Origin of the sequence: Allobosea sp. RAF48 (assembly GCF_052114025.1) — a bacterium.
Classification (GTDB): Bacteria; Pseudomonadota; Alphaproteobacteria; order Rhizobiales; family Beijerinckiaceae; genus Allobosea.
Window position 1 is genome coordinate 148,731 of sequence record NZ_JBFRDZ010000003.1, and the last position, 15,500, is coordinate 164,230.

General features: G+C 67.5%; 13 protein-coding genes. 7 read left to right on the forward strand and 6 right to left on the reverse strand.

The window, feature by feature from the left end; genetic code table 11:
- Positions 1 to 31: 31 nt before the first annotated feature.
- Together AB4Z10_RS06950 and AB4Z10_RS06955 are read right to left on the reverse strand one after the other, a co-directional pair.
- Positions 32 to 3,601, reverse strand: a complete 3,570-nt coding sequence (locus tag AB4Z10_RS06950; RefSeq protein ID WP_441469657.1) for an AsmA family protein — start codon at positions 3,599 to 3,601, stop codon at positions 32 to 34.
- A 136-nt stretch (positions 3,602 to 3,737) separates the two neighbouring features.
- Complete coding sequence (locus AB4Z10_RS06955; RefSeq protein ID WP_441469658.1) at positions 3,738 to 5,177, reverse strand: FAD-binding oxidoreductase; 1,440 nt, start codon at positions 5,175 to 5,177, stop codon at positions 3,738 to 3,740.
- A 203-nt stretch (positions 5,178 to 5,380) separates the two neighbouring features.
- Between AB4Z10_RS06955 and AB4Z10_RS06960 the strand changes: the two genes are divergently transcribed.
- Positions 5,381 to 5,947: a thioesterase family protein gene (locus tag AB4Z10_RS06960; protein ID WP_441469659.1), complete on the forward strand. Its 567-nt coding sequence runs from the start codon at positions 5,381 to 5,383 to the stop codon at positions 5,945 to 5,947.
- 68 nt (positions 5,948 to 6,015) lie between these two features.
- Here AB4Z10_RS06960 and AB4Z10_RS06965 read toward each other — a convergent pair whose 3' ends face one another.
- Both AB4Z10_RS06965 and AB4Z10_RS06970 read right to left on the reverse strand, forming a co-directional pair.
- Positions 6,016 to 6,684: a class I SAM-dependent methyltransferase gene (locus AB4Z10_RS06965; protein WP_441469660.1), complete on the reverse strand. Its 669-nt coding sequence runs from the start codon at positions 6,682 to 6,684 to the stop codon at positions 6,016 to 6,018.
- Positions 6,681 to 7,946 carry a BtaA family protein gene (locus AB4Z10_RS06970; protein WP_441469661.1) on the reverse strand — a complete coding sequence of 422 codons (1,266 nt, stop codon included), beginning with the start codon at positions 7,944 to 7,946 and terminating at the stop codon, positions 6,681 to 6,683. The genes AB4Z10_RS06965 and AB4Z10_RS06970 overlap by 4 nt, the downstream gene beginning before the upstream one ends.
- A gap of 203 nt (positions 7,947 to 8,149) precedes the next feature.
- On the opposite strand from AB4Z10_RS06970, the gene msrB reads away from it, so the two are divergent.
- A complete protein-coding gene (gene msrB, locus AB4Z10_RS06975; RefSeq protein ID WP_441470028.1) occupies positions 8,150 to 8,578 on the forward strand; it encodes a peptide-methionine (R)-S-oxide reductase MsrB in 429 nt (142 codons plus the stop codon).
- Positions 8,579 to 8,692: 114 nt separating this feature from the next.
- On the opposite strand, the gene AB4Z10_RS06980 is transcribed toward msrB, so the two are convergent.
- The gene (locus tag AB4Z10_RS06980) at positions 8,693 to 10,345 is read right to left on the reverse strand and encodes an acyl-CoA dehydrogenase family protein (RefSeq protein WP_441469662.1); all 1,653 of its coding nucleotides are present in this window, start codon (positions 10,343 to 10,345) and stop codon (positions 8,693 to 8,695) included.
- Positions 10,346 to 10,564: 219 nt separating this feature from the next.
- Between AB4Z10_RS06980 and AB4Z10_RS06985 the strand changes: the two genes are divergently transcribed.
- The 4 genes from AB4Z10_RS06985 to AB4Z10_RS07000 all read left to right on the forward strand — a co-directional run bounded on the left by AB4Z10_RS06985 (position 10,565) and on the right by AB4Z10_RS07000 (position 14,013).
- Complete coding sequence (locus AB4Z10_RS06985) at positions 10,565 to 12,955, forward strand: ATP-dependent helicase (RefSeq protein ID WP_465247580.1); 2,391 nt, start codon at positions 10,565 to 10,567, stop codon at positions 12,953 to 12,955.
- Between the two features lie 109 nt (positions 12,956 to 13,064).
- Positions 13,065 to 13,259: a type II toxin-antitoxin system HicA family toxin gene (locus tag AB4Z10_RS06990; RefSeq protein WP_441469664.1), complete on the forward strand. Its 195-nt coding sequence runs from the start codon at positions 13,065 to 13,067 to the stop codon at positions 13,257 to 13,259.
- A 1-nt stretch (position 13,260) separates the two neighbouring features.
- Positions 13,261 to 13,548, forward strand: coding sequence for a type II toxin-antitoxin system HicB family antitoxin (locus AB4Z10_RS06995; protein ID WP_441469665.1), 288 nt, complete (start codon positions 13,261 to 13,263; stop codon positions 13,546 to 13,548).
- Positions 13,549 to 13,590: 42 nt separating this feature from the next.
- Positions 13,591 to 14,013: a GNAT family N-acetyltransferase gene (locus tag AB4Z10_RS07000; RefSeq protein WP_441469666.1), complete on the forward strand. Its 423-nt coding sequence runs from the start codon at positions 13,591 to 13,593 to the stop codon at positions 14,011 to 14,013.
- Positions 14,014 to 14,177: 164 nt separating this feature from the next.
- Here the strand turns inward: AB4Z10_RS07000 and AB4Z10_RS07005 are convergent, their stop codons facing one another.
- Positions 14,178 to 14,597, reverse strand: coding sequence for a winged helix-turn-helix transcriptional regulator (locus tag AB4Z10_RS07005; protein ID WP_441469667.1), 420 nt, complete (start codon positions 14,595 to 14,597; stop codon positions 14,178 to 14,180).
- Between the two features lie 101 nt (positions 14,598 to 14,698).
- Here AB4Z10_RS07005 and AB4Z10_RS07010 point away from each other — a divergent pair, with 101 nt between their 5' ends.
- Positions 14,699 to 15,454 carry an SDR family oxidoreductase gene (locus tag AB4Z10_RS07010; RefSeq protein ID WP_441469668.1) on the forward strand — a complete coding sequence of 252 codons (756 nt, stop codon included), beginning with the start codon at positions 14,699 to 14,701 and terminating at the stop codon, positions 15,452 to 15,454.
- The last annotated feature ends 46 nt before the right edge of the window (positions 15,455 to 15,500 follow it).

Below are 15,500 nucleotides of genomic sequence, written 5' to 3' on the forward strand. Positions count from 1 at the left end.
GGAATCAAACCCGCGAAGGGTTTGAAGCCCCTCAATTGCGCGGCTGCGCGCCCGGCAGGATCTGCAACGGCGGAGCCGGCTGCTGAACGACGCCTTCCGGAGAGCTGGCGCGCGGCGCGCCCGGCAGGACGAGCGGGCCGGGCTGTGACTGCGGCTGCGGCGGAGCGGCTTGCACGGCAGCCCGCTCCGCAGCGGCTCGCGCACGTTCCTCCAACTCCGCCCTTCGGCGCGCCTCCTGATCGGCACGCGCCTGTTCCGCGCGGCGCAGTTCCTCGGCCCGCTTCTCCTCGGCCTGCCTGCGCTGCTCCTCGGCACGCCGCGCTTCTTCCTGCCGCTTCTCCTCGGCGAGGCGGGCCTCCTCCTGCCCCCTCAGGAATTCGTTGAGCTTGCGCTCGTTCTCACGCATCTCGCGCTCGGCCCGCAGGCGCCGGGCATGCGCCGCCCGCTCGCGCGCATCCGCCTCGAAGGCCTCGACGCGCTCGATCTCGCGCGCCAGTGCCCGCGCCGCCACCGTGTTCGAGAGCGCGCTGACATCGCTCTCACGCCGCAGGTTCGAGAGCGGACCACGCCAGGCGATCCCGATCTGCGGGGCATCGCCGGGCCACCCCTTCGGCAGCGCGCCGATGGGCTTGAGAGCGAGCCTGAGATCGGCATTGAGCGCGCGCAGATCAATGGTGCCGCTCGCCTCCGCCCGCAAGCCGTTGCGCTCGAAGCTGAACGGCTGCAGCCGGATGAGTCCGCCTGCCAGCGTGAACGGCAAGGTTACGTCGCCGAGCGCCCAGGCATCGCGATCGAGAGCCTCGGCCAGCCGGTCCTGCAGTCGCGAGGTATCGCTCTCGGAGGCATCCTCGCCCGTATTGGCAATGATGCGGGCATAGGCGTTCGGATCGAAACGGGCGAGGCGCGTGCCGGAGAGCGACAGGCTGCCGGCTCCGCTCAGGCCCGCGATAAGGCGTGCCGGCGTCTCGCCCGATCCGCCGAACTCGACCTGCCCCGAAGCCTTGCCGCCGATGGCTCCCTTGGTCATCTCCACGATGTCGATCGCGGTCAGGGCCAGCCGCCCGTTGAGTTGAGCGAGCCCGCCATCCCGGCGCAGGCCGAGGCGGCCAGAGATCTGCCCCCCACCAAAGGTACCCTTGATGTCGTCGACCCGCAGCCCGTCCTGATCCGAACGCAACGCGAAGCTGGCATTGCGGATCGCCCCGCCGTCGAAGACCGCGAGCGTGCCGGCCTCGACCGCGATGTCGAGCTCCGGCAACTCGCCGACGCGCCCGAACCGTGCGGTGGACCAGATCGACCCGGGGGCCGACGGCGCCGGTCCCAGCGCCGTCGCGATCAGCTGGCGCAGATCCGCCGCGGGGATCGCGAAACGTCCGGTGTAGCGCCCCTCGCGTGGCAAGGTGAGCGAGCCGCTGGCTGCCATGCCACCGAGATTGGCCGCGATACCGTCGAGCCGAACCGCATCGCCAGTCACCTGCAGTCGCGCATGTGCGTCGAGCACCCCGTCGGGCAGCAGCCGCGCCGGCCCCTCCGCCAGAACCTGGGCCGGCCCTTCGGCTTGCAGCGAGACCTGCGCCCCCCCGGCGCCATCCTCCACCACGAGGGACAGACCCGGCCCTGCCAGCGAGCCGACCATGCGCCCTTTGTCGATGTCGAGCGTGAGCCGGCCAGCTCCGCCCTGCATCGGCGTGGGCAGGCCAAGCGCGGTGAAGGCCTGCCGCCGGTCGGCGAGGTCGAAGCCCAGAGTGGCGCGATTCCAGTTTCCGGCGCGGTCGAGCACGCCCTTGATCGTCAGCTTCCCGGCTGCCGCGTTGCCCTCGGCCGAGAGCGCGGTTTCGCCCGAAGCCGCCCGAGTCAGGCGGAAGCCGCTGTCCAGCCGCGCCAGCCCCTCGCCCGCCCGCATCAACGCCTGCACGGCCGCATCCGGCAGCAGCGGCCCGGCCAGTGCCGTCAGGGTCTCGACCCGTGGCGCACGGATCCGCCCCGAAATCTCCCCGCCCTCGGCCAGCAACGAACCGGCCCCGGTGACGTTGACGCCGCCGAAACCGTTGACCGAGAGCCGGCTCAATCGCCAGGCATCGCCCTCTCGGCGGATATCGAGGCTGGCCGAGCCCGGTGGAGCATTGCGAAAGCGTGCATTGGCCAGCGTCAGATCGAGCGCGATGTCAGGCTGCCTGAACAATCCGCTGAAGCTTGTTCCCGGCGGCAGGGTATCGAGTGCGAGCCCGCTCACCGTAGCCTTGGCCGCGAGCTTGGCCGATCCAGCCTCCCCTGACGCGTCGAGCCGCAAGCCGGATGAACCCGCAACCAGCAGCCGCTGCAACGCGATCCGCCCCGGCGCCCAGGAGCCGACCGCATCGGCATCGATGCGCCCGAGCCCGGCGATGAAATCGGCCATGGCCGGGTCCAATCCGGCCCTGGCCAGAACCAGCGCGATGCGCCGCGCATCATCCGCCTTGAGATTGATGCGGCCCGACGCTCCCTCGCCCCGCAGACCGCCGGACGCCCCGATCAACGCGCCGGCCACGCGGACTGAGGCCGAAGCATCGCTTAATCCGCCGTCATGCAGGCGCCCGCGCAGCGCGAATGTCGAAAGATCCTCGCCGCGCCAGATGACTTGGTCGAGGTCGAGGCCGATGTCGAGAGCGCCCGGCAGGCCAGTAAGCGCCCGCTCGAAGCCCTGGCGTTCCGCCAGCGCCGCCGCCAGTGCATCGGCATCGAGCCGGCGGGCGCGCAACGCCAGCGAGCCAGCTCCGGTTCCCGGCAGATATTGCCCCTCCCCCTCCAGCCTTGCCGCACCGCCGGCGAGGTCGAGCGTGAGACCGGCAAGGTCGAGTTGGCGGCCACCGCCCTTCACCCTGCCCGACAGCGAGACCGCCCCGCCAGGCGACAGGCCGAAGGCGCCGTCGAGCTCGACGCCGATCCGCCCTGGCGCCGTCGGCAGGATCAGGGAGCCGTCGAAATTGAGCTGCAGATCCTCGCCGGTGAGGAAGGCCTTGGCGCGCAGTCTGCCGCTCTCCTCCATCTCGCCGGTCATCACGCGCAGGGATGCGCCGGCCACCTCGCCCTCGAAGCGCCAGGGGCCTGCAAAGCTGACGGCGGAAACCTCCGCGGCGATGGGCGTCAACGTGACCGCCGGCTTGCCCGGCTCTCGCCAGATCAGGGCCGAACGGCTGATCCGCAGCCTGTCGAGCCGCGCCTCGGCCGGAAGGCCCTTGCCGGTCCGCTCCGGCAGGCGGATCGCGCCGGTATCGTCGAGGGAAAGCGAGATCGTGGCCCCGTCGATCTCGGCTTCGGAGAAGCGGAATTCGCCGCGCGCCATCGCGGCCAGCGCCAGTTCGACGGTCACCTGCTCGGCGGCCGCCGCGCTGGTCATGCCATCCCCGCCGCCGATCCGGACGTTCTCCAGCGAGATGCGCGGCGAAGGCAGCAGGCGCAGGCCGATGGCGCCGCCGATCTGCGTCTCGACTCCGAGCGCCTCGCTCAGCCTGGTCTCGATCTGCGGCCGGTAGACGCGCCAGTCGACGAAGCCGGGGCCGATCAGGGCCGCCAGCAGCGCCAGCACCAGCAGGCCGGCCAGAACTGTCAGGCTTTCACGCAACGTCCGCTTTCTATCCCTGTCGCAATGGTGTAGCGCCGCCGGCCCGGAACCGGCGGCCGCCCGCGATCATGCCGGCAAGTCGCGGCAGGATCACGACATTTCGCGAAGGGCGCCCGCAGCGCAAGCCGCGCCGATGTCACAGGACGATGATTTTTCCGGGATTGAGGATGTTCTGCGGGTCGAGCGCACGCTTCAGCGTCCGCATGACCGCGAGCGCTTCCGCCCCGTGCTCCTGCTCGAGATACTTCATCTTCTTCTGGCCGACGCCGTGCTCGCCCGTGCAGGTCCCGCCCATTGCCAGCGCGCGCTTCACCAGCCTGTCGATGAAGGCCTGGACCCGCTCCACCTCGGCCTTGTCGTTGAGATCGACCAGCGGCTGCGTGTGGAAATTGCCGTCGCCGACATGGCCCGCGATCGGCGCGATCAGCCCGGAGGCCTCGATGTCGCGCTTGGTCTCCTCGACGCATTCGGCCAGTTGCGAGATCGGCACGCAGACATCGGTCGCGACCGAGTCGAAGCCGGGCCGCAGCGCCTTCGCCGCCCAATAGGCGTCATGGCGCGCCTGCCAGAGCTTGGAGCGGTCCTCGGCCTTGGTCGCCCATTCGAAGGGACCGCCGCCATATTCCGCCGCGATCTCGCCGAAGCGCTCGGACTGCTCGGCCACGCCGGCTTCCGTGCCGTGGAACTCGACGAAGAGCATCGTCGTCTCCGGCAGGCCGAGCTTGGCATGCAGGTTGACACCGCGGATCATCACGTCGTCGAGCAGTTCGATGCGCGCAACCGGCAGGCCGGTCTGGATGGTCAGGATCGTCGCGTCGCAGGCCGCCTTCACGGATGGGAAAGGGCAGACGCCGGCTGCGATCGCCTCCGGGATGCCATGCAGCTTCAGCGTCACCTCGGTGATGATGCCGAGCGTGCCTTCCGAACCGACGAGCAGGCGGGTGAGGTCGTAGCCCGCGGACGTCTTGCGGGCGCGGGTCGAGGTCTTGACGATGGAGCCGTCGGCCATCACCGCCTTCAGCGCCAGCACATTGTCCTTCATCGTGCCGTAGCGGACGGCGTTGGTGCCGGAAGCGCGCGTCGCGGCCATGCCCCCGATGGAGGCGTCCGCGCCGGGATCGATCGGGAACATCAGGCCCTGGTCGCGAAGATGCTCGTTGAGCTCCTTGCGGGTGACGCCGGCCTCGACCACCACGTCGAGATCCTCGGCGTGGACCGCGATGATCCGCTTCATCTGCGACATGTCGATGCAGATGCCGCCATAGACCGCGTTGACATGGCCCTCCAGCGAGGTGCCGGTGCCGAAGGGGATGACCGGCACGCCATGGGCGGCGCAGAGCTTCACGATCTCGGAGACTTGCTCCGTGCTCTGCGGGAACACCACCGCATCGGGCGGCAAATTCGGGATCCAGGTCAGCGTGTGGCCGTGCTGCTGGCGCACCGCCAGGCTGGTTACGAGCCTGTTGCCGAAGCGCGCGGCCAGCGCCTGCGTCACGGCCCCAACGGCTTCCGGCGACGGGGGCAGCGCTGCAGCAGAGGCAGGGCCGTCATGAAGGGCGGTGGCGGGCAGGCTCATTGTCAAGATCCGGTTTTGGCGCTTAGACTTGGAACAGATCGGTTTCGCAATCGGTTACGGTCCGACATGATCCGGCTTTATTCGTCGGAGCAAGATGCTGACGCCGATTGCGACCGGTGCATACTAGATCACGAGACGAGGAAATGGGCAGCCGCAATTCTGCGACGGCCCCTTGAACGAGGCGCCTGACAGGGAGGGCGATCATGGCAAACGATACACGCGCTCCGGCGCTCTTCTTCTCGCCCTTCGTCTCGTCGGCGATGCGGGTCGAGCCGCAATGGATCGACTACAACGGCCACCTCAACATGGCCTATTATCATGTCCTGTTCGACCGTGCGGTGGACGAAGTCTTCTCGCTCGTCGGCCTGACGCGGGACTATGTCGAGACACGCCATGCCTCGACCTTCACCGCGGAATGCCACATCCTCTACAAGCGTGAGCTGACCGACGGCGATCTCGTCCGCGTCACCGCCCAGCTCATCGACTTCGACGACAAGCGCCTGCACTACTATCTCGAGATGCGCCACGCCCATGAGGGTTGGCTCGCCGCGACGAGCGAGAACCTGTCGCTGCACGTCGATATGGTCCATCGCAGGGTCGTGCCCTTCCCTGCCGACATCCTGGCGAATCTTGCCTTGATGAAGGCGGCCCACAGCATGATGCCGCTGCCAGCCACGATCGGTCGCATCATCGGCATGCCGAAGAAGTCGGCGATCCGCGTCGAGGAAGCGAACGAAGAGCGCGAGCCCGAGGTCGAGACGCGGCACTGAGCGGTGTTGCCCGATCAGGCGTAGCTCGGGATTTCTGCTTCACCTCCGCAGGCGCGCCGCTACGCAGCCTAGCGGCTGCGCGTGACGACGGCATGCATCGCATAGCCGCGATACGGCGCGCCGAGCCGGCATTCGGCTCCGGCAGCTTCCGCCAGCGCCCGCACAGCTCCCGGCAGATCCTCGCGTGGCGTGACATGGAAAAGGGCGAGCCAGCGCAGCAGCACCGCCTTGAACGCCGCCGGAAGCCCGCTCTGGTCGCCGAAATCGACGATATACAATGAGCCGCCCATGTTAAGGCGGCGCAGCGCCTCGGCGACGACACCCTGCCAGGGCGGGATCATCGACAGCGCATAGGAGATCACGATCCGGTCGAAGCCCTCAAGGCCGAACAGCGCCTGAGGATCGAAACCGGTGGCGTCTGCCTCGGCAAGCTGGATCCGATCTTCCAGCTCCGCCCGCGCCACCGAAGCGTGCGCCGTCGCCAGCATCTCGCTGGAGACGTCGAGCCCGTAGCAGGCACAGGACGGGTAGCGTCTTGCGATCTGGATCAGGTTGCGCCCGGTGCCGCAGCCGATCTCCAGCACGGCGGCGCCGGGAGGAGGCTGCAACCCGTCGATAAGCTGGTCGCGGCCGAGCAGATAGAACTTCCGGCTGGCGTCGTAGATATGCCGTTGATGCCGATAGATCCGGTCCATCAACCCGGCGGCCGAGCCGCCCGGCGCCTCGGCCGCGCTCACCGGGCCGCCCCCTTCAGCACATAGAGGTGGAAGCCGCCATAGATCGCCGAGCGGTCCTGCCGGCAGAGATCGCGGCTGCGCTCCTCCTCGTACTGCCACTGATCGAGGATCGCCGCCGGCACCCGGCCCGGCAGCAGCCGCTCGTCGGCCGCCGTGCGGAAGATCACCCGCGCGCCCGGCCGCGCCGTCCGCGTGATCTGCGACCACAGCGCCGTGAGGTCGGCGTCGTTCATCCAGTCCTGCGCATCGAGCAGCACATAGGCGTCGCAGCTTTCGGCTGGTTGGTCTTCGAGAACGGCCGTGATCGCGCTCTGGCGATAGGAGACGTTCGGGGCGCGCTCCTTCACCGCCGCGAAATGCCGCGGCTGCAGATAGGGCGGGAAGGCCGCATCCGGCCCCTCGCCATAGCGCCGGCCGAAAGCCTGCTGGGCGAAGTAGTTCTCCTTCATGTCGAAATCGCAGGCCAACCGCTCAAGCCTCAGCTTCAGCGCGCCGAGGATCCCGTCTTCGCCATCGGCGGCGAGCGCCTTGTACTGTGCCGGCGGGATGCCGAGCCCGTAGAGCGAGGCCGGCTGGCGCACGAGCCAACGCACCAGCTTGCGCTCGAAGACCGGCGCGAGATGCTGCTCGTAGAGCGCACGCTGCTCGGAAAGGTCGCGCGCCGCCAGCATCATCAGCGGGTTGCCGCCCAACGCCCGCGCCAGCACATGGCCCGTGCCGATGAAACGGCCGAGCAGGCCGTAGCGATAGAAGCCCTTAGCGAAGACGTTGATCCGACGCTGGCCGTTAAGGCCCCGCCCCTCCCAGTAGCCGCGCGAGACGGCGTCGAGATGATCAGCGATCTCGCGGTCGTAGACGCCGACGTTGCCGCGCACGTTCGCCCGGCCGAAGAAGCGCAGGAAGTCCTCCTGTCGCTCCATCCGCGCCAGCGCCGCAAGCTTCAACCGGCCGAGCGCGATATGCGCGGCATTGAGATCGACGGCGCTGACGCGGATCGGCGCAGCCGTCAGATAGGAAAGGATGTTGCAGGAGCCCGACGCGATCGCCACGACATGGTCGTCGGCCTTGAGCTGCAGCGCCGCCATGTCGACGACCGGATCTTCCCAGATCTGTGGATAGACCAGGCCGGAGAAGGCGCGGGCGAACAGCCATTCCAGCATGCCCGCCTTCGACAGCTTCTTGCTGCGTCGGACGGCCAATCCCAGGCCCGAGCTCGTCATGCGGCGGGCCGCGCGCGCCGTTTGCGTCGCCTGTTGCGTCACCGGTTTTCCTCCCTTTGCGGGTGGCGGGGCTGCTAGAGGAGTCGCGTGACGGTCAGGTGACGAAGCCCCGGCGATTGCCACGGCCTCGTGAAATCGTCTTGGATCGGCGGGGCTGAAATTCAGCGCGCGAGACGCCATATTGCCGGCACGAGAGCCGATGAGGTGGCCACCGCCCCGGCCGAAAGGAGATCGCAATGGGTCTGATGAGCATGTTCGGCGAGCCGAAGAAGCAGGACGAGACCTTCCCCTTCCAGCTGACTGACGCCGAATGGCGCGAGCGCCTGACGCCCGAGCAGTATCAGATCCTGCGCGGCCACGGCACGGAGCGGGCTGGCTCCTGCGCGCTCAACTACGAGAAGCGCGCCGGCACCTTCTCCTGCGCCGGCTGCGGCCAGAAGCTATTCAGGTCGGGCAAGAAATTCGAGAGCGGCACCGGCTGGCCGAGCTTTGACCAGCCGCTCGAAGGCGCGGTCGAGACCAGCGAGGACCGCAAGTTCGGCATGGTCCGCACCGAGGTCCATTGCGCCAATTGCGGCGGCCATCTCGGCCACGTCTTCCCCGACGGCCCGCCGCCCACCGGCCTGCGCTACTGCATCAACGGCGTGGCGATGAATTTCGAGCCGGAAGCCTAGCAAAATCGCTCCGCCGTCATGGTCGGGCTCGTCCCGACCATCCACGTCTTCGCTGGTCGAAGACGGAGTTCGAGACATGGATGCTCGCCACAAGGGCGAGCATGACGGCCCGCTCTACGAAACGGCCGGCACGGCCCGCCGCGCCAACGCCGCCGCATCTACCATCGGCGGCAAATCCCCGAACTGCCCCGACCAGCCCTCGCCCAAGCGCGTCGCCACAAAGGCATCCGCCACCGCAGCGGGCGCGAACCGCAACAGCAGCGAGGCTTGCAGCGCCAGCGCCAGCTTTTCAGTTAGCCGCCGTGCCTGCCCCTCATTGCCGATCAGTTCCGGCAGCTCGCCTTCCAGTCGCTTCAGCGCCGCATCGTAGCGCCGATCCGCTCCCGCAGCCGTCAACAACTCCGCCCGCAGCACGTCGACCGCCCCTTCCTCGCGCGCCAGCGAACGCAGCACATCGAGACAGATGACATTGCCCGAGCCCTCCCAGATCGCGTTGAGCGGCGCCTCCCTGTAGAGCCGTGCCATCGGGTTCTCCTCGATGAAACCATTGCCGCCATGGCATTCCAGCGCCTCGGTGACGACGGCCGGCGCCCGCCGCGTGATCCAGTATTTCGCGATCGGCGCCCCCACCCGCGCCAGCAGCCGCTCGCCGGCCGACTCCTCCTGCCGGTCGAGCGCCGCGAAGAGCCGGAAAGCCAGCCAGGCAGCGGCCTCTGCCTCTATGGCGAGGTCGGCGAGAACGTTCTGCATGATCGGCTGGTCAATCAGCGCCTTCTGGAAGGCGCGCCGGTGCTGCGCGTGATGCGCCGCGAGCGAAACCGCCATCCGCATCAGCCCGGAGGAGGCTGCGGCGATGTCCAGCCGCGAATTGTGGTTCATCGAGAGACCCGTGCGGATGCCCCGCCCCGGCTCGCCGATCAGACGACCGATGGCGCCGCGGAACTCGACCTCCGATGAGGCATTCGAGCGATTGCCGACCTTGTCCTTGAGCCGCTGGATCGCGACGCCGTTGCGCGACCCATCCGGCAGCCAGCCCGGCACGACGAAGCAGGAGATGCCCTCCGGCGTGCGCGCCAGCGTCAGGAAGACGTCGGAATGCGGCACCGAGAAGAACCATTTCCGGCCGTGCAGCGAAAACGTGCCGTCGCGATTTTCCTCGGCAACGGTCTGTGTCTGGCGCAGATCCGAGCCGCCCTGCGTCTCCGTCATCGCCGTGCCGACGGTCGCGCCGGTCTTGAGATGCGCCGGTCCTTGTCGAGCGTCATAGCGATTGGAGGTGACGAGGGAACCCCACTGCTCCCAAATCAACGCGTCCTGTTTCAGCACCGGCACGGCAGCATAGGTCATGCTGATCGGGCAGCAGATCCCGCTCTCCCCGCCGTACCAGAGATATTGCAGCGCGGCGCGGGCCACCTGCGCGCCGGGCCCCGGACGGTTCCAGGCCAGCGCATGCGTCTCCTGCCCGATGGCGAACCCCATCAGCTCATGCCAGGCCGGATGGAAGGCGATCTCGTCGATGCGATTGCCAAAACGGTCGAAGGCCCGAAGCTCCGGCGTGTGACGGTTGGCGAGATAGGCCAGTTCCTGCACGCGGGCCGAGCCGACCGTGCGCCCCGCCTCCTGCAGCCGCTCGCGCGCCCAGTCGGCCCCGAAGGCCGCGACGATGCCGGGCAGCACCGGATCGGCCAAGAAGGCATCGTAGTCGGCCAGCACAGGCACCTGATTGATGACCTCCCAGCCGCCGGATCGCGACACGACATCAGTCATGGGCGCCTCCTCTCCACACGCGAGCCCTCATCCTGAGGAGCAGCCGCAGGCTGCGTCTCGAAGGATGATCCAGATCGCGGGAGAACCTCAAGGAGGCTATTGAAGCATCCTTCGAGACGGCCCTGCGGGGCTCCTCAGGATGAGGGCTCGATATTTTCAACGCCTTGTCGGTGGGGGGCGCAATCCCGACACTGACGCCCTATATTCGCCGGAGAACGAATCACGCACGAGCAGCTTAGACCCTTGTCCGATACCGACGCCTTTTCCGCTCCCCTGCCCCGCCCCGGCGGGCTGGCCGCGCGCGCTGCCGCGCAGCCGGCGGCCGGCTATCTCGCGGGTCTGAACCCGGAAYAGCGCCAGGCGGTCGAGGCGACGGAGGGACCGGTGCTCGTGCTGGCCGGCGCCGGCACCGGCAAGACCCGCGTGCTCACCACACGCATCGGCCACCTGATCTCGACCAGCCGCGCCTATCCCTCGCAGATCCTCGCCGTCACCTTCACAAACAAGGCGGCGCGCGAGATGAAGGAGCGCGTCGCCCATCTCGTCGGCCCTGTCGCCGAGGGCATGCCCTGGCTTGGCACCTTCCACTCGATCTCGGCCAAGCTCCTGCGCCGCCACGCCGAACTGCTCGACCTGCGCAGCGACTTCACCATCCTCGACACCGACGACCAGATCCGCCTGATGAAGCAGGTGATCCAGGCCGAGAACATCGACGAGAAGCGCTGGCCCGGCCGCATGCTGGCGGGCTTCATCGATAGCTGGAAGAACCGCGGCCTTGCGCCGAAGGACGTCGCGCCGGGCGAGGCAGCCGTCTTCGCCAACGGCAAGGGCGGCAAGCTTTACGCCGCCTATCAGGAGCGCCTGAAGGCGCTGAACGCTGTCGATTTCGGCGATCTCCTGCTGCATTGCCTGACGCTGTTCCGCGACTATCCGGACGTGCTCCAGACCTATCACGACCGCTTCCGCTACATCCTCGTCGACGAGTACCAGGACACCAATACGGCGCAGTATCTCTGGCTGCGCCTGCTCGCGCAGGGCCGCCGCAACATCTGCTGCGTCGGCGACGACGACCAGTCGATCTATGGCTGGCGCGGCGCCGAGGTCGACAACATCCTTCGGTTCGAGCACGATTTTCCAGGCGCGACCGTGATCCGGCTGGAACGCAACTACCGCTCGACCGGCCATATCCTCGCCACCGCCTCCAAGCTGATCGCCCGCAATGAAGGCCGTCTCGGCAAGACGTTGCGCACCGAGGATGCGCTCGGCGAGAAGGTCACCATCACCGGCGCCTGGGACAGCCAGGAGGAAGCCCGCCTCGTCTCCGACGAGATCGAGGCGATGCAGTCCAAGGGCCAGGATCTCGGCCAGGTCGCGGTGCTCGTCCGCATCTCCGCCCAAATGCGCGAAATCGAGGAGCGCTTCGTCCAGGCCGGCGTGCCCTATCGCGTCATCGGCGGCCCGCGCTTCTACGAGCGCGCCGAGATCCGCGACGCGCTCGCCTATTTGCGCTGCGTGGTCTCGCCGACCGACGATCTTGCCTTCGAGCGCATCGTCAACGTGCCCAAGCGCGGCCTCGGCGACGCGACGGTCCAGCTCCTGCACAACCATGCCCGCGCCACCGGCTTCTCGCTGATGCAGTCGGCCCGCGCCGCGGTCGAGAGCGACGAGCTCAAGCCCAAGGCCCGCACGGCGCTGCGCGAACTGGTCGAGGCCTTCGGCCGCTGGTCGGCCCGCGCCGAGCACATGCCGCAGGGTGAGCTCGCCGAGCTGGTGCTGGAGGAATCCGGCTATACCGAGATGTGGAAGAAGGATCGCTCGGCCGATGCCGCCGGGCGCCTCGAAAACCTCAAGGAACTCGTGCGCTCGCTCGACGAATTCCCGGATCTGCCGGCCTTCCTCGAGCACGTCTCGCTCGTGATGGATGTCGCCGACGGCGAGGCGGAAGCCCGCGTTTCGATCATGACGCTGCATGCCGCCAAGGGGCTGGAGTTCGACACGGTCTTCCTGCCCGGCTGGGAGGAGGGCCTGTTCCCCAACCAGCGCGCGCTCGACGAGAGCGGCCGCGCCGGCCTGGAAGAAGAGCGCCGCCTCGCCCATGTCGGCCTCACGCGCGCCCGCAAGAAGCTGAAGCTCTATTTCGCCTCGAACCGCCGCATCCACGGCCTCTGGCAGACCAGCCTCCCCTCCCGCTTCATCGACGAATTGCCGGAGGAGCATGTCGAGGTCGAGCAGGCCCCCACCAGCTATTCGCAGGGCGGCTACGGCGCCTCGCGCTTCGATCGGATGGAGAGCTTCGGCTCCAGCTACAACACGCCGGGCTGGCAGCGCGCGCAGGAGAATCGCGCCAAGAACGGCGGCGGCGGAAGCGGCTTCTCCGAAAGCGGCCGCGGTTTCGGTTCAAGCTCGCGCCAGCGCGGCCCGCTGCTGATCGAGGGCGAGTTGACGGCCAAATCCACCGGCGAATCCGCCTATGGCGAGGGCGCCCGCGTCTTCCACGTCAAGTTCGGCCCCGGCTCGGTCGCCAGCGTCGACGGCAACAAGCTGACAGTCGATTTCGACAAGGCCGGGCGGAAGATGGTGCTGGACTCGTTCGTGCAGAAGGCGGGATGAGTTCTTCATTGCCTTGTCAAGTGGTAACTGCTCAGCGTTTATCACCAGACATGCCGAGAGATTAGTATAGATAGCAGGGTGCTTCACCAATCATCGTTTTGGAGCACCGATGCTCAACAACAGCGCCGACATCATGCGCCGCCTCGAACGCGAGGGTTGGGAATGCGTGCGCGTCACCGGCTCGCACCATGTCTTCAAAAAGCCCGGCGTCCGTGACACTATCGTGGTGCCGCATCCGAAGAAGAGTTTCGGACCCGGCCTTGTGTTGAAAATCTACAAGCAGGCAGGCTGGCCGCGCGACTGACATGACCCACTACGTCGCCATCATCGAGGATGCAGGCCCCGACCATGCCGTCGGCGTCTGGTTTCCCGATCTGCCCGGCTGCTTCGCGGCCGGCGATACGTTGGATGAAGCCCTGCTCAATGCACCGGAGGCCGTCGCGGTCTGGATCGAAGCGCAGGGCGGGGCAGCGCCCCGAGCCCGGACCCCTAGCGAATTGAAGGCCGATGCCGAGACAGCAGCCGAGATGGCTCGGCACGCGATCGCCCTTATCCCGGCGTCGGATGTATCGCTCCAGCCGGCAGCGGAGTAGAAGCGGCGCCTACGCCGCCGACTCTTTGACGAAACGACCGATATGACTCCCCAGATCGCGCTGACCGACGCCGAGGACGATGCTCTTCGCGACGTCCTCCATAACGGCCTGCGAAGCTACAACGACGAGAAGATCGGTCGGAATGATCGCCAGACGCTGACGATCCGCGTCGATGATCCGGAGACCGGCGAGCCGATCGGCGGGCTCGCGGGGCGCACCTCGCTCGGCCTGCTCTTCATCGACACCGTCTATCTGCCGAAGAGCCTGCGCGGCTCCGGCGTCGGCAGCCGCATCCTCGCCATGGCGGAGGAGGAAGGCCGGCGGCGCGGCTGCAGCAAGGCTGTGCTCTATACCATCAGCTTCCAGGCGCCGGAATTCTACAAGAAGCTCGGCTGGCAGGTCTTCGGCGAGATCGCCCCGAAGCCGCCGGGCGCGACCCGGATCTACCTGACGAAAGACCTCTGAGCGCTCGGAGTCCCTTGTAGATTCGAACCCTCATCCTGAGAAGCCGCGTGAGCGGTGTCTCGAAGGATGTTCCAGATGTCTCTGGAGCCTCCTGGACCATCCTTCGAGACGCAAGCCGATGGCTTGCTCCTCAGGATGAGGGCTGCGCGTCTGCGAACGAATGATCAGGCGCCGCCTTCCCGCTCGCGGAACGCCTTCCGCGCCGCCGAGACTTGCGGATAGTAGGTCTCGGCCCAGACCCAGACGCCGCAGAAGGCGGCGCTGAGCTCGCGGCCGAGCTCGGTCAGCGTATAATCGACATGGGGCGGGATCACCGGATGGACGGTGCGGACAACCAGCCCGTCTCGCTCCATTTCCCGCAGCGTCTTGGTCAGCATCTTCTGGCTGATGCCGCCGACCATGCGGCCGACCTCTGTGAAGCGCAGCGTGCCATGCTCCTCGAGCGCCTCCAGAACCAGCATCGTCCATTTGTCCGCGACCTGAGCGATCACCTGCCGCACCAGCGACTCCACCGCGGGGCTCACCGGAGGGATCGCTTCGCTGCGCGCATGCATCGCCGCCATCGCGGTTCGGATCGCCTGCATCGACGCTCTCCTTTTGGTATGTATGGAACCTTTCGGCGCCTTCTTTCCATTGAAGAGTAACGATGCCAACTGGTGTCACGCAACCACGAAAGGGACTTGCGATGAACATTTCCGGCAACACCATCCTGATTACCGGCGGCGGCTCCGGCATCGGCCGAGCGCTGGCCGAGGCGCTGCACGCGAAGGGCAACCAGGTCATCATCGCCGGGCGTCGCGAAGCCGTGCTCGACGAGGTCACCGCCGCCAATCCGGGCATGGCTTCGATGCTGCTCGACATTCAGGACAAGGCCGATATCGAAGCCTTCGCCCGCCAGGCCGTCGAGCGCTTCCCGAAGCTCAACGCCATCATCAACAACGCCGGCATCATGAAGCCCGAGAATGTCCCAGCCGCTGACAATCTCGCCATCGCCGAAGAGACAGTCACGACCAACCTGCTCGGCCCAATCCGCCTGACGACCGCACTGCTGCCGCATCTGTTGAAGCAGCCAAGCGCCACGGTCCTGACCGTCTCCTCCGGCCTCGCCTTCGTGCCCCTGGCGGTGACGCCGACCTACAGCGCGACCAAAGCCGCAATCCATTCCTGGTCGATCGGCCTGCGCGAGCAGCTGAAGGATACGTCTGTCGGGGTCATCGAGATCGCCCCGCCCTATGTCCAGACCGAGTTGATGGGGGCACAGCAGGCCGTCGACCCCGCCGCCATGCCGCTCGCCGACTTCATCGCCGAGGTCATGACGATCCTCGAAACCGGGCCCGACGCCGCGGAGGTCATCGTCGAGCGCTGCAAGCCGCTGCGCTATGCCGAGGCCACGGGCAATTTCGCCAATGTCTTCGCCGCGTTGAACGCCCAGCACGCGTGATGCCCGCGTCATTCTCGCGCGCCGCTCGGCGGCGACCCGAGAATCT